A 14459-nucleotide genomic window follows, 5' to 3' on the forward strand; every position below is an offset into this window, starting at 1 on the left:
TAGAATCCAGGCATGTTCAAGCCTCTTGATCTCTACGACACCGCCTCGGCCCGCATGATCGACGCCAAGGCCACGGCGCAACTCGACGGCGACGCCTACGTGCTGATGCAGCGCGCCGGGCAGGCGGCCTGGCAATGGCTGCTGGCGCGCTGGCCGCAGGCGCAGCGCATCGCCGTGGCCTGCGGCACCGGCAACAACGGCGGCGACGGCTACGTGCTGGCGCGGCTGGCGCAGCAATCCGGGCGCAAGGTGGTGGTGGTGCACCTGCCCGAGCACGGCCCGGCCTCCGAACTGGCGCAGCGCGCCTGCACCGACTACCTCGGCGCCGGCGGCCGCGTCGAGCTGTTCCCGTATCCGTTCGAGCAGGCCGACGTGGTGGTCGATGCGCTGTTCGGCATCGGCCTGAACCGGGCTCCCGATCCCGACACCGCCGCGTTCGTCGAGGCGATCAATCGCAGCGGCCGGCCGGTGCTGGCGATCGACGTGCCCAGCGGCGTGGATGCCGAGCACGGCAGCGTGCCCGGTGCCGCGGTGCGCGCGCAGCTGACCGTGCAGTGCATCGTGCCGCACGCGGGGCTGTATACCGACGACGCGCTCGAGCACGTGGGCGAGAAGGTGGTTGCCGGCCTGGACGTGCCGTCCTCGGCGCTGGACGGGCTCCGGCCGCGGGCGCAGCGCTGGAGCGCCGAGGCCCTGGCCGACTACCTGCCGCCGCGGCGCCTGAACACCCACAAGGGCGAGTCCGGCCGCGTGCTGTGCGTGGGCGGCAACCTCGGCAGCGGCGGCGCGATCATGATGTCCACCGAGGCGGCGCTGCGCAGCGGCGCCGGGCTGGTGTCGGTGGCCACGCGCGCCGCGCACGTCGCCGCGCTGCTGACCCGGCGCCCGGAAGCGATGACGCACGCGGTCGAGGACGGCGATGCGCTCAAGCCGCTGCTGGACAAGGCCGAGGTGGTCGCGATCGGCCCCGGGCTGGGCCAGGACGACTGGTCGCACGGCATGTGGCAGCTGGCGCTGGCCTCGGGCAAGGCACTGGTGGTCGATGCCGACGCGCTCAACCTGCTGGCCGCGGCGCCGCAGCCCCTGCCGCCGGGCACCGTGCTCACCCCGCATCCGGGCGAGGCCGGGCGGCTGCTGGGCGTGGGCACCGCCGAGATCCAGCGCGACCGCTTCGGCGCCGCCGAGGCGCTGGCGCACCGCTACGACGCCGCCGTCGTCCTGAAGGGGGCCGGCAGCATCGTCGCCAGTCCCGGGCGGACGCCGCGGGTCATCGCCGCCGGCAATCCCGGCATGGCGGTCGGCGGCATGGGCGACCTGCTGACCGGCGTGGTCGCGGCGATGCGCGGGCAGAAGCTGGAACCGTTCGACGCCGCCAGCGTCGGCGCGCTGCTGCACGCGGCCGCCGGCGACGCGGCGGTGGACGGCGGCGAGCGCGGACTGTTGCCGCTGGACCTGCTGCCGCACCTGCGGCGCCTGGCCAATCCCGCGCAGGCCGCGTGATGCGGCGCCTGCTGGCGGACGAGGCGGCCACCCAGCGCCTCGGCCAGGCCCTGGCGGCCACCCGGCCGGCGCAGGCGATGATGCACCTGCAGGGCGACCTCGGTGCCGGCAAGTCCACCCTGGCGCGGGCGCTGCTGCGCGCGCTGGGCGTGGCCGGCACCATCCGCAGCCCCACCTACACCCTGGTCGAGCGCTATCCGATCGACGGCGGCGAGGCCTGGCACCTGGACCTGTACCGCATCGGCGATCCCGGCGAGCTGGACTTCCTCGGCCTGGACGACGGCGCCGCCCGCCTGTGGCTGGTGGAATGGCCCGAACGCGGCCGCGGCACCCTGCCGCCGGTGGACCTGACCGTGGCGCTGGCGGTGGACGGGAACGGGCGAGAGGCGGTGCTGCAGCCGGCCAGCGCAGCGGGTACGGAGTGGGCCGCCCGCGCGCTGGAAAGCTACGACTTGGCCGCCATAGCTTCCGATCAACACTAGGAACGTTCGGCAGGTTACGGATTATTAAGGAAAATCGTCTTGCTTTTGAAGATGAGCGGTGCTTGAATCCTGCTCCATGCCCCTGGGTAAACGCCCGCTCGTATTTTTGACAGCCGCCGCCGGCCTCTGCCTGGCGGCTTTTCACGCTTGGGCGGGCGAGATCCGGCAGGTTTCCGTCGATACCGGCGCCACCGGCACCCGTGCCGAGATCCAGCTGGAGGGCTCGGGCGCCTACAAGACCATCTCGCTGGCCGACCCGAACCGGCTGGTCGTCGATTTCCCGGACTCCAGCGCCATCCGTGGCCTCAAGCTTCCTGCGCCCGCGGGCGTGGTGACCGCGGTGCGTACCGGCCAGCCGACACCGGGCACCTTTCGCGTGGTGTTCGACCTGGCCACCGCGGTGGCGGCGTTCAAGCCGCGGATGGACAACGTGGGCGGCAAGTCGCGGCTGGTGATCGAGTGGCCCGGGGACGCGCCGGCCAGCGCAACGGCATCGCCGGCGCCGGCACCGGCCACTCCGGTGGCTGCCGCCACGCCGCCGCCGGCCGCCGCCGAGTCGACCCCCGCCGCGAGCGCGGACCCGGCCAGGACCAGGGAGGAGGCGGCCCGCGCCACCGCCGCGCTGACCGCCGCGGTGGTCAGCCAGGCCCGGGCGCCGGCGCCTGCCCCGACTCCGACTCCGACTTCTTCCACGCCGCAACCGGCACCTGCGCAGGCGGGGGTGCCCGCCGCTGCCCCGGTGGCCGCTACCAGCGTCGCCTCCGGCAGCCGGCCCAGCCCGGCCGCCATCCTCAATGGCACGGTTGCGACCACGGTCGTCCCGGCCGCGCCGGCGAGCGCCGAGCCGGTCGCCGCGGCCACCCCTGCGCCTGCGCCGGCGGTGCCCACCGAGGTCCGCCCGACGATGCCGAGCGCGTCCTCGCGCATCCGCATGCAGTCCGGCATGCGGCCGCTGGTGGTGGCGATCGATCCGGGCCACGGCGGCCAGGATCCCGGGGCCATCGGCCCCAGCGGCAAGCGCGAGAAGGACGTGACCCTGGCCATCGCCCGCGAACTGGCGCGCCAGATCAACTCCACGCCGGGCCTGAAGGCCTTCCTGACCCGCGACAGCGACGTCTTCATCCCGTTGCCGATGCGCGCGCAGAAGGCCCGTGCGGCCAAGGCCGACATCTTCATCTCGATCCATGCCGACGCGGCGGAGAACCGCAACGCGGCCGGCTCGTCGGTGTACGTGCTGTCCACCAAGGGCGCGTCCTCGCAGCGCGCGCGCTGGCTGGCCGACAAGGAGAACGCGGCCGACCTAGTCGGCGGCGTGCGCCTGCAGAAGACCGAGACCACGCTGGCCAACGTATTGCTGGACCTGGCCCAGAGCGGCCACATGAAGGCCTCCGAGGATGCCGCCGGGCACGTGCTGGGCGGGCTCAAGCGCATCGGCAACAACCACAAGCCGAGCCTGGAGCGCGCCAACTTCGCCGTGCTGCGCACCTCGGACATGCCGGCGATGCTGGTGGAGACGGCCTTCATCTCCAATCCGGCCGAGGAGCGGCGGCTGATCGACCCGGCGTTCCAGCGGCGCCTGGCCAGCGCCGTGCTCGACGGAGTCGACACCTTCTTCACCCGCCAGCCGCCGCCGGGCACGCTGTACGCCGCCCGCGCCCAGGCCGAGGCCGACGCGGCCGCCGGCACCGTCGCCGGCGGCAGCCCGTAGCCCGTATAGCCCGCGGCCCATGCCCGGGAGAGTGAAGTCGTCGTTTCCGCGCAGTCGGAGACACGGCGGCTCCTGAAAGCCTGCCTCGTCATCACAGATGGCAACAGGCAGTTCCCTTCTCCCGCTTGCGGGGGAAGGTGGCGCGCAGCGCCGGATGGGGGAGCTTTTGCTGTCGCTTTCCCATGCGCCAGCCAGCCCCCATCCGCCCTTCGGGCACCTTCCCCCGCAAGCGGGAGAAGGGAACTGTGTGTCCCTGTTTCTTGGTGAAGAGACAGGCAAAGGCGGGAACCCGGTGCCTGTGTCTTGAAGAATTGGACGTGAGATTCCGTTGCTTGCCGCGAAAGTCGCTGGGTCTGCGCCTGCGCGGAAACGACGAATTCACTGTCAGGGGGCGGGGCGCAGCAACCACGACTTCGCCGGCGGCGGCGACACCCGCAGCGTCGGCTATCATCAACGGTCCCTCTTTCGTGCAGCCTGCCGTGTCGTTTGCCTGCCCCATGACGCCATGCCGTATCGCCTCGTCCGCGGGAGTGCCGGCATGAGCATCCGCCAGTTGCCCGAGATCCTGATCAACCAGATCGCCGCCGGCGAGGTGGTCGAGCGCCCGGCCTCGGTGGTCAAGGAACTGGTGGAGAACGCGCTCGACGCCGGTGCCAGCCGGGTCGACATCGACCTGGAGGAAGGCGGCGTGCGCCTGATCCGCATCCGCGACAACGGCGCCGGCATCGCCCCGGAGGAACTGCCGCTGGCGGTGTCGCGCCACGCCACCAGCAAGATCGCCTCGCTGGACGACCTGGAGTCGGTGGCCACGCTGGGCTTCCGCGGCGAGGCGCTGCCGTCGATCGCCTCGGTCAGCCGCTTCACCCTGGCCTCGCGCCAGCCCGATGCCGAGCGTGGCTCGGCGCTGCAGGTCGAAGGCGGCAAGGTCGGCGAGGTGATGCCGCGCGCGCAGGCGCCGGGCACCACGGTCGAGGTGCGCGAGCTGTTCTACAACGTGCCGGCGCGGCGCAAGTTCCTGCGCGCCGAGCGCACCGAACTCGGCCACATCGAGGAATGGCTGCGCTCGCTGGCGCTGGCGCGGCCGGACGTGGAACTGCGCGTATCGCACAACGGCAAGCCCTCGCGCCGCTACAAGCCCGGCGACCTGTATTCCGATGCGCGCCTGGGCGAGACCCTGGGCGAGGACTTCGCCCGCCAGGCGCTGCGGGTGGACCACAGCGGCGCCGGCCTGCGCCTGCACGGCTGGATCGCGCAGCCGCACTATTCGCGCGCCAGCGCCGACCAGCAGTACCTGTACGTCAACGGCCGCTCGGTGCGCGACCGCAGCGTCGCCCATGCGGTGAAGATGGCCTACGGCGACGTGCTCTACCACGGCCGCCAGCCGGCCTACGTGCTGTTCCTGGAACTGGATCCGGCGCGGGTGGACGTCAACGTGCACCCGGCCAAGCACGAGGTGCGCTTCCGCGATGCCCGCCTGATCCACGATTTCGTCTACCGCACCCTGCAGGATGCGCTGGCGCAGACCAAGGCCGGGATGACCCCCGGCGCGATGGCCGCGGCGGGCGGTGGCGACGGTGGCGGTTACGTGTCGCTGCCGCCGACCGCGTCCGCGGCAGCGCCCGCCGGCGCGCCCAATGCAGGGACCGGCTACGGCTCGCCGAACTGGCGGCCGGCGCAGTCGCCGCTGGGCCTGCGCGTGGACGAGGCGCCCGGCGCCTACGCCGCGCTGTACGCCGCTCCCGCGCAGCGCAGCGACGAGGCGATGCCGTCGCCGGCGATGCAGCCGGGCCTGCCTCCCGTGCGCGAGGACAGCGGCGTGCCGCCGCTGGGCTACGCCGTTGCCCAGTTGCACGGCATCTACATCCTGGCCGAGTGCGCGGACGGGCTGATCGTGGTGGACATGCATGCCGCGCACGAGCGCATCGGCTACGAGCGGCTCAAGACCGCCCACGACGGCATCGGCCTGAAGGCGCAGCCGCTGCTGGTGCCGATCACCCTGGCGGTGGGCGAACGCGACGCCGACATCGCCGAGCGCGAGGCCGAGACCCTGGCCAGCCTCGGCTTCGAGGTCACCCGCGGCGGCCCGCAGTCGCTGCACGTGCGCAGCATCCCCGCGCTGCTGGCCCACGCCGAGCCGGAATCGCTGCTGCGCGACGTGCTCGGCGATCTGCGCGAGCACGGCCAGACCCGGCGCATCGCCAGCGCCCGCGACGAACTGCTCTCGACCATGGCCTGCCACGGCGCGGTGCGCGCCAACCGGCGGCTGACGATCCCGGAGATGAACGCACTGTTGCGCGACATGGAGGCGACCGAGCGCTCCGGCCAATGCAATCATGGCCGTCCGACCTGGGCCCACTTCGGCCTGGGCGAGATCGATCGCTGGTTTCTGCGGGGGCGTTGATGGGCAGGATGGGGAGATGGCTCGGATTGGGGCTGGCCGCCGCCGCGCTGGCCGGCTGCGGCGACAGGAAGTCCGGCCAGGATGCAGCCGTGGTGCAGCCGGATCCGGCCTTCGCGGCCGACAACCAGGCGTGGCGGGTGCAGCGCTACCAGGAGCTGACCCGGCCGGACGGCTGGACCAGCCTGGTCGGGCTGCACTGGCTCTCGCTCAAGGCGCACTACATCGGCTCCGGCGCCGACAGCGGCATCCGCCTGGCGGTAGGACCGGCCAAGATGGGCCTGGTGTCGCGTCGACGCTCGAATGCCGGCCCTGCGCTTGCCCCGGACTCGCATCGCGGCGGTGCAGGCCTTGCCAGGACGGCCAGTCCTGGCGGCGGCCTGCGCGTTGCGCCGCAAGCCGATGGCGGCGCGCACCGCCGCCAGTCGAGCGGCGACGCGACGCTGGCCTCCAGCGACGGCGACGAGGTCTGGTTCACGCCCGAGCCCGGCGTTGCACTGACCGTGGACGGCCGGCCGCTGGTCGGCCGCATCCGCTTCCACAGCGACCGCGACCCGCAGCCCACCACGATCGGCTTCGACGACGGCAAGGGCCTGCTGACGCTGATCCGCCGCGGCGACCGCCATGCGCTGCGGCTCAAGCATGCCGATGCGCCCTCGCGCACGGGATTCACCGGGCTGGACTACTGGCCGCTGGACGAATCCTGGCGGATCAAGGCGCGCTTCGTGCCCAACGCCGCCGGCAAGACCCTGCCGATCGTAGACATCGTCGGCATCACCACCGAGATGGCCAACGCCGGGGCGGTCGAGTTCGAGCGCGATGGCCATGCGTGGAGGCTGCAGGCCATCGGCGAGCCGGGGCAGGAGCTGTTCGTGATCTTCGCCGACCGCACCAGCGGCCACGGCAGCTATCCGGCCGGGCGCTACATCGACCTGCCGGCACCGGACGCCAACGGCGAGGTGACGATCGACTTCAACCGCGCCTACAACCCGCCGTGCGCGTTCACCCCGTTCGCCACCTGCCCGCTGCCGCCGCCGGAGAACCGGCTGGACCTGCGGGTCGACGCCGGCGAGAAGAACTACCGGAAGCCGCATTGACCACTCGCGCACGCCATGGCTACTGGACGTGGGCGTGCCTGACATGGCTGCTGCTGTGGATGGCGGCGTTGCCGGCGGTCGCGGCGCAGCCGCCGCTGCCGCTGCTGTGGAAGGTGTCGCAGGGGCAGGGCGATGCGGCGGTGTACCTGCTCGGTTCCTTCCACCTGCTGCAGCCGGGCGACTACCCGTCCGCGCCCGAGGTGCAGGATGCCTTCCGCCAGTCCGACCGGATCGCGTTCGAGCTGGCGCCGGCGGAGATGGAGCCGGCCACGCTCGGCGCGGCGATGCTGCAGGCCGCCACCCGCCGCGACGGCAGCCGCCTGCAGGACGACCTGGATGCGGCCACCTGGCGGCAGCTGCAGGATTTCGCGCGGGCGCAGGGGCTGGACCTGGCGCGCATGTCCGGGTTCAAGACATGGTTCGTCGGCCTGAGCGTGGGGATGGCGTCGATGACCCGGCAGGGGCTGGATCCCGACCTCGGCCTGGACCGCCATTTCATGCAGCAGGCGGGCAGCGCCGGCAAACCGGTATCCGGCCTGGAAAGCGCGGCGTCGCAGATCGCGCTGCTCGACGGCATGAGCCTGCTGGAACAGCGCCAGCTGCTGGCCGATGCGCTGGAACAGGCGCGGCCCGACTCCGGCCAGGCGCGCGAACTGCATGACGCCTGGCGGCGTGGCGATGCCGAGTTGCTGCGGAAGCTGACCGTCGAGCAGATGCGCGCGGAGTATCCGCAGCTGTATCGGCGCATGAACGTCGACCGCAACAGCGCCTGGCTGCTGCAGTTGCAGCGATGGCTGCAGCCCGGCCAGGGGCGGACGCTGGTGGTGGTGGGCGCCATGCACCTGCTGGGCGCCGATGGCCTGGTGGAGCGCCTGCGCGCGAAGGGCTATCGCGTCGCCCGCGTCTGCAGTGGCTGCGCCGGACAACCGCCGCAACCACCGGCAGGAGCGATGTAGGAGCGATGTAGGAGCGACTTCAGTCGCGATGGGGCTCTACCGGGAAGCCCCATCGCGACTGAAGTCGTTCCTACAGGAAGGGCGGGAAGCAGGACGGATCCGTAAGACACCTGGGGCAAGAACCGCCCCAGGGCGCGTCGACGGTCAGCGCGGGCGCGCCTTGCCGCCGCTGCCGGGCGCCGACGGGCCGGACGACTCGCCGCCTTCCTTGCCGCCCTGGCCGAAGCCGGCGCCGAAGTTGCGCTGGAACTCCTGCCACAGCTGCAGGTTGCGCTCTGTGAGCTGGTTCATCATCGTCCACGGGGTCTGCCCGAGCAGGTTGCCCATCTGCTGGCGGAACTGCTGCTGCTGGTCCAGGAACACCTGCATGCTGCGCTCCAGGTAGTTGCCCATGAAGCCCTGCAGCGAGTCGCCGTAGAAGCGGATCATCTGGCTGAGCATCTGCGTGGACAGCAGCGGTTCGCCGTCGCGCTCCTGGTCGGAGATGATCTGCAGCAGGACCGAACGGGTCAGGTCCTCGCCGCTCTTGGCGTCGCGCACCTCGAATTCCTCGCCGTCGATGATCAACTGGCGCACATCCTCGATGGTGATGTAGCTGGAGATCTCGGTGTCGTACAGACGCCGGTTGGGATATTTCTTGATGACGCGGACATCGGCCATGGCGTGGATGCTCGGTACGGAGTGGGCGGAGGATGGCGCAGCGCAACAGGCCTTGCAACAGGACTAAGGTCCAATTTCCAGGCGTTTGCGGACCCCAAAATGCTGCGCAGCATGGGATTGCGGGCGATCGCGCACGGCTGCAGCAAAACTGTATGGTTCAGCCCCGCGCGCTTCGTCCGTTCCCCGGCAGATCGCGCGGAAACGGCCTTCGCGGATCCGGATTGGCGCTGACTGCCAGTTGTCGTGCCCGATCGACCGTCGTCCACGCGAAGTGTCTTTGCACAGCCCAATGGCTGGCAAAGCGGGGCCCCAGCGACGCGAGCCCGCGCCGCGGCAAGGCACCGGATCGCCGCACTGGCGGGATGACGTCCGCCAGAAATGCAGGGGCTGGCACTCGACGCCAACTCAGGTCCCCGTATTTGACGGCAGCGCTGCCATCCCGAGCCGTGCGGCCTGCTCCCGTTTGACCAGCCCTTCGGCCGTGGAAAGCATCTGGCGGAGGCTGGCTCCGGTGGCCAGCCGGGATGCGGCGCCAGGCAACACCGCACCCGGCCGGCCCCTGCAGTTCCAACGCGACCCGTTCGGGAACGGACGTGCCCGGAGGGGCCTCACCAGCCCATGTGGTGGCCGCCGTTGATGTCCAGGTTGGAGCCGGTGATCCACGCGGCTTCCTCGGCGACCAGGAACGCCACCGCGTAGGCGATCTCGTCGGGCCGGCCCAGGCGCCCGGTGGGGATGTCGGCGACGATCTTGGCGCGCACCTCCTCGGGCACGGCCATGACCATGTCGGTGGCGACGTAGCCGGGGGAGATGGTGTTGACGGTGATGCCGAAGCCGGCGTTCTCGCGCGCCAGCGAAATGGTGAAGCCGTGCATGCCGGCCTTGGCCGCGGCGTAGTTGGCCTGGCCGTACTGGCCCCGGAGGCCGTTGATCGAACTGATCTGGATGATGCGTCCCCAGCGCCGCCGGCGCATCGCCTCGATCGCCGGCCGGGTGACGTTGAACACCGAGTTGAGATTGGTGTTGACCACCTCGTGCCACTGTTCCGCGGTCATGCGGTGGAAGGTGGTGTCGCGGGTGATGCCGGCATTGTTGACCAGGATCTCCACCGGCCCGAGCGAGCCCTCGACCGCGCCCACCAGGGCTGCGGCCGAGGCGGTGTCGGCCACGTCGCCGGGGAACAGGGCGACCTCGAAACCGTCCTGGCGCATGCGCTGCTGCCATTCCTGGGCGTGGTCGCCGTTGCGGAAGTTGGTCGCCACCCGATGGCCCAGGCCGGCCAGGCGCCGGCAGATCGCGGTGCCGATGCCGCCGGTACCGCCGGTGACCAGTGCGACGCGAGGGGTCATGGGCGCTTGCTCCGGGAGTCGATGGCCAGCGGCCGAATGGATGGGCACGCCATGCTACAGGTTCGGCCCCCGCAGTGAAGCAAACGCAATGTTGCAGCGGGGCAGGCGCGCCGGATCGAAGCGCTGCAGCATGGCGTGCAGCATGGCATCGGGCGTGCGCCTGCCGGCGGCGGGCAGCGCCGGCTGGCCCAGCGCCTTCCACGCCAGCGCCAGCGCGGGCAGGGGATCGCCGCGATCCAGCGGCAGCGCCGCCATCGACTTGGACAGCTTGTGGCCATCGGCATCGAGCACCAGCGGCAGGTGCAGGTAGCGCGGCGTCGGCAGGCCGAGTGCGCGCTGCAGCAGGATCTGGCGCGCGGTGGAGTCCAGCAGGTCGGCGCCGCGGACCACGTGGGTGATGCCCTGGTCGGCGTCGTCGGCCACCACCGCCAGCTGGTAGGCCCAGCAGCCATCGGCGCGCAGCAGGACGAAGTCGCCGACCTCGGCATGTACGTCCTGGCGCTGCGGTCCGCGCAGCAGGTCGTCGAAGGCCAGCACGGCACCGGCCGCTACCTTCAGCCGCACCGCGGGGCGTGGACGCGGCGCGGCCACCACGCAGCGGTGATGGATGCCGCCGGCGGCGGCCAGTTCGCTGCGGCTGCAGCTGCATTCGAAGGCCAGGCCCTGATGCAGCAGGCGCTGCAGCAGTTCCCGGTAGCGCTCGCCGCGGCTGCTCTGCCACAGCACCGGCTCGTCCGGATGCAGGCCGAACGCGGCCAGGGTATCGAGCTGGTCGCGCGCGGCGCCGGCCACCTCGCGGCCACGGTCCACGTCCTCGATGCGGACCAGCCAGCGGCCGCCGGCGTGGCGCGCCAGCAGCCAGCTGCCGAGCGCGGCCAGCAGCGAGCCGAAGTGCAGCGGGCCGGTGGGCGAGGGCGCGAAGCGCCCGCGGTAATGCGAGGTATCCATGGATGGCTGAATCGTCGGTCAGGTTGCAACTTGAATTCAACCTGTCCGCACGCCAGATTGATGGCAATCTGTCAGTCTTCCACGGAGAAGATCCTCCCCATGTTCAACCGCATTTTCCTGTTCCTGGTCACCAACTTCGCCGTGCTGATCCTGGCGGGAATCGTGATGTCGCTGCTGGGGGTCAATCCCTCGCAGATGAGTGGCCTGCTGGTGATGGCGGCGATCTTCGGCTTCGGCGGTTCGCTGATCTCGCTGCTGCTGTCCAAGTTCATGGCCAAGCGTGCCACCGGCGCGCAGGTCATCACCGAGCCGCGCAACCAGACCGAGCGCTGGCTGCTGGCCACGGTGGAGCGACAGGCGCGCATGGCCGGCATCGGCATGCCCGAGGTGGCGGTCTACGACGGTCCGGAGATCAACGCGTTCGCCACCGGCGCCAACCGCAACAACGCGCTGGTGGCGGTGTCCACCGGCCTGCTGCAGAACATGAGCGAGGACGAGGCCGAGGCGGTGCTGGGCCACGAGATCGCCCACGTCGCCAATGGCGACATGGTGACCATGGCGCTGCTGCAGGGCGTGCTCAATACCTTCGTGATCGTGCTGGCGCGGCTGGTCGGCGGGGTGATCGACAGCTACCTGTCGGGCAACCGCGACAACGCCGGCGGCCGCGGCTTCGCCTACTACATCATCGTGTTCGTGCTGGAGATGGTGTTCGGCCTGTTCGCGACCATGATCGCGATGTGGTTCTCGCGCCATCGCGAGTTCCGCGCCGACGCCGGCGGCGCGCGCCTGGCCGGGCGCAACAAGATGATCGCCGCGCTGGAGCGGCTGCAGCTCAACCACGGGCAGAGCACCCTGCCGACCCAGGTCGCGGCCTTCGGCATCGCCGGCGGCGTGGGCGAGGGGCTGCGCAAGCTGTTCCTGAGCCATCCGCCGCTGCCCGAGCGCATCGCCGCGCTGCGCGCGGCCAATTCGACCGTCGTCTGACGCGTCGCGCGATCGTTTCCCGCCCCACCCAGGCCCGCCGCAAGGCGGGCCTGTTTCTTTTCGCGCCGGCGCATGCACCGGACCCATGGCCCGACAGGCGAGGCGTGTCGGCAGGTCGATGACCCCGGGGGGCGCTTCGCTTGCCCGGGCTACGCGGCGGCAGAAGCCGGGGCGGATGCCGGGATCAGAACTCGAAGTCCATCGCCGCTGCGGCCAGGCCGACGAACTCGCCCTCCACGTAGTCCACGCCGGCGCTGAACAGCAGGCTCATCGTCGCCGCATCGCTGACGAACTCGGCGATCACGCCGATGCCCGATTCGTGCGCGCGGCGGGTGATCTCCTGGATCTTGGCCTGGTGTTCCCTGGCCAGCGCCAGTTCGCTGGTGAAGCCGCGGTCGAGCTTGAGGAAGGCCGGCCGGAAGTGGGCCAGCAACTGGAACGAATCCAGGCCCGAGCCGAACTGCTCCAGCCCCATCCTGCATCCCAGCGCCGAGGTGTCGGCCAGGAACTGCTGGGCGTTGCGCAGGTGGGTGAACACCTTGGCCTCCGGCGCCTGCAGCCACAGGCGCTCGCCGGGCACGCCGCGCGCGGCCAGTTCGTTGCGGATCAGCGCGATCAGCGCCGGATCGTTGAACGACTCCGGGCTGATCTTCACCAGCACGCTGGTGGCGTGGCCGGCGCGTTGGCGCTGGCCCAGCGTCTCGATCGCATGGGCGACCACCCAGCGGTCGATCTCCGGCAGCAGGCCATGGTCCTGGGCGATGCCCATCAGCGTCGCCGTGGCGATCGCCTCGCCGTTGCCGTCCATGCGCAGGTAGGTCTCGTACAGCTCGCGGGCTTCGCCGGCCAGGGTCATCACCGGCTGGAAGTGCAGGGCGAACCCCTCGCCGGCCAATGCCTCGCGGATGCGTCCCAGCCAGTGGCGGATGCGTTCCTCCTCGGCGCGATCGGCGGCGCCGGGATCGAACACGTGCACGCTGTTGCCGCCCAGCTCGAGCGCCGACTGCAGGCTCTCGCTGGCGCGCGCCAGCACCTGGCCGACGCTGGCGATCTTCTCGCCGACCTGCACGCCGCCGATGCTGGTCGTGACCGTGGCCGAACGCTCGCCGATGCTGAACACGTGCGAGGCGAAGCCGGCACGGATGCGCTCGGCCAGCGCCAGGGTCTGCGCGTGCTGGGCCGGCAGCAGCACCGCGAAGCTGTTCTCGCCGAAGCGCGCGACCCTGGGGCCGTCGCCGATGAGCTGCGCCAGGTAGCCGGCCATCGCCGCGATCAGCGCGTCGGCCGAATCCAGGCCGATGTCGGGCAGCAGCCGGGCATAGTGGTCCGGCTCGATCAGCAAGAGGCCGAACTGGCCTTCGCTGCGCCCGGCCTGGGCCACCGACGCTTCCAGCGAGGCCATGAAGGTCGGCCGGTTGAGCAGCCCGGTGACCTGGTCGCGCTGGCGCAGGTCCTCGACCTCCCTGGCCAGCTCGGGATCGAACTCCTCGCGGCGGCGGAACACCACCTGCACGCACGACTCGCCCTCGTAGCTGGCGGTGGCGAACTCCATGGTCGCCGCGAACGAACCGCCCTCGGGGCCGCGTGCGTCCACCTGGTACTGCGGCGGCGGCGCCTCGCCCTTGCCCAGCGACTTGAGCAGCTGCTTGAAGCCTTCCACGTGCTGCGGCGCGATCAGGTCGAGCAGCGACAGGCCTTCCACGTCCTCGAACGACTCGAACCCGAACATCTCCAGGTAGGCGTCGTTGGCGCGGATGTGCATGCCCTCGTGGATGTAGGCGATGGGGTCGCGCGAGGAGGCGATCAGCGCATCGCAGCGGCGCTCGACCTCGCGCATCTGCGCCTCGATGCGGCGCAGGCCGCGGCGTGCCTCCAGGTCGGTCCACTCGGCGGCGGCGATCGCCGGCAGCAGGTCCGGGCGCTGGCGCAGCGCGATGCGGCGCACGCCATTGGCGAGGGCGTCGGCCCAGACCCGTTCGTCGATGGCATCGGTCACCAGGACCACCGGGATGTCCTTGCCGCTGGCGCTGACCGACTGCATCACCAGCGCCAGCGGCAGGCTGGGCGAATGCGCGGCGAGCACCAGGTCGATGGCCTGGCCTGCCAGCATCGAGGCCATTTCCTGCGGATTCTGCGGCCGCGACGGCCTGACCGCGATGCCGCCGTTGCGCAGCGTGCTGACCATGGCCTCGGCATCGCCCGCGCTGTCGTCCACGATCATCAGGCGGATGGTTATGTCGTTGTGCATTCGCGGCTCCCCGGGGTCCGCCGTTTAATACAGGAAGGCCGCAGGCGGCGTCCACGGCCGCGGCCGCGGGACGGGAGCGCGGTCGCAGCTTTGGCGCCTGTCCCGGCCTGGATGCGACGGCTGGGGAAT

11 protein-coding genes are annotated in these 14459 nt (G+C 71.2%); 7 read left to right on the top strand and 4 right to left on the bottom strand.

Annotated features, from left to right (window positions below):
* Positions 1–12 precede the first annotated feature (12 nt).
* From LRX76_RS09810 to LRX76_RS09835, 6 genes are all read left to right on the top strand, one after another.
* Positions 13–1500 carry an NAD(P)H-hydrate dehydratase gene (locus tag LRX76_RS09810; RefSeq protein WP_231804593.1) on the top strand — a complete coding sequence of 496 codons (1488 nt, stop codon included), beginning with the start codon at positions 13–15 and terminating at the stop codon, positions 1498–1500.
* A complete protein-coding gene (gene tsaE, locus LRX76_RS09815) occupies positions 1500–1982 on the top strand; it encodes a tRNA (adenosine(37)-N6)-threonylcarbamoyltransferase complex ATPase subunit type 1 TsaE (RefSeq protein WP_231804594.1) in 483 nt (160 codons plus the stop codon). Before LRX76_RS09810 ends, tsaE begins: the two co-directional genes overlap by 1 nt.
* A 76-nt stretch (positions 1983–2058) precedes the next feature.
* A complete protein-coding gene (locus LRX76_RS09820) occupies positions 2059–3690 on the top strand; it encodes an N-acetylmuramoyl-L-alanine amidase (protein ID WP_231804595.1) in 1632 nt (543 codons plus the stop codon).
* A gap of 538 nt (positions 3691–4228) precedes the next feature.
* Positions 4229–6091 carry a DNA mismatch repair endonuclease MutL gene (mutL, locus tag LRX76_RS09825; RefSeq protein WP_231804597.1) on the top strand — a complete coding sequence of 621 codons (1863 nt, stop codon included), beginning with the start codon at positions 4229–4231 and terminating at the stop codon, positions 6089–6091.
* 89 nt (positions 6092–6180) lie between these two features.
* The gene (locus tag LRX76_RS09830) at positions 6181–7185 is read left to right on the top strand and encodes a DUF1684 domain-containing protein (protein WP_331716770.1); all 1005 of its coding nucleotides are present in this window, start codon (positions 6181–6183) and stop codon (positions 7183–7185) included.
* Complete coding sequence (locus LRX76_RS09835; RefSeq protein WP_231804601.1) at positions 7182–8141, top strand: TraB/GumN family protein; 960 nt, start codon at positions 7182–7184, stop codon at positions 8139–8141. The genes LRX76_RS09830 and LRX76_RS09835 overlap by 4 nt, the downstream gene beginning before the upstream one ends.
* 144 nt (positions 8142–8285) lie before the next feature.
* Here LRX76_RS09835 and phaR read toward each other — a convergent pair whose 3' ends face one another.
* The 3 genes from phaR to gluQRS all read right to left on the bottom strand — a co-directional run bounded on the left by phaR (position 8286) and on the right by gluQRS (position 11098).
* Positions 8286–8801, bottom strand: coding sequence for a polyhydroxyalkanoate synthesis repressor PhaR (gene phaR / locus LRX76_RS09840; protein ID WP_231804603.1), 516 nt, complete (start codon positions 8799–8801; stop codon positions 8286–8288).
* 608 nt (positions 8802–9409) lie between these two features.
* Positions 9410–10150, bottom strand: a complete 741-nt coding sequence (phbB, locus tag LRX76_RS09845) for an acetoacetyl-CoA reductase (RefSeq protein WP_231804605.1) — start codon at positions 10148–10150, stop codon at positions 9410–9412.
* A gap of 54 nt (positions 10151–10204) precedes the next feature.
* On the bottom strand, positions 10205–11098 hold the full coding sequence (gluQRS, locus tag LRX76_RS09850; protein WP_231804607.1) for a tRNA glutamyl-Q(34) synthetase GluQRS: 894 nt from the start codon (positions 11096–11098) through the stop codon (positions 10205–10207).
* A 99-nt stretch (positions 11099–11197) separates the two neighbouring features.
* Between gluQRS and htpX the strand changes: the two genes are divergently transcribed.
* Positions 11198–12082, top strand: a complete 885-nt coding sequence (gene htpX / locus LRX76_RS09855; RefSeq protein ID WP_231804609.1) for a protease HtpX — start codon at positions 11198–11200, stop codon at positions 12080–12082.
* Positions 12083–12266: 184 nt separating this feature from the next.
* Here htpX and LRX76_RS09860 read toward each other — a convergent pair whose 3' ends face one another.
* Complete coding sequence (locus tag LRX76_RS09860) at positions 12267–14330, bottom strand: EAL domain-containing protein (RefSeq protein WP_231804611.1); 2064 nt, start codon at positions 14328–14330, stop codon at positions 12267–12269.
* Between the last annotated feature and the right edge of the window lie 129 nt (positions 14331–14459).

The organism is Stenotrophomonas sp. MMGLT7, assembly GCF_021168555.1.
Classification (GTDB): Bacteria; Pseudomonadota; Gammaproteobacteria; order Xanthomonadales; family Xanthomonadaceae; genus MMGLT7.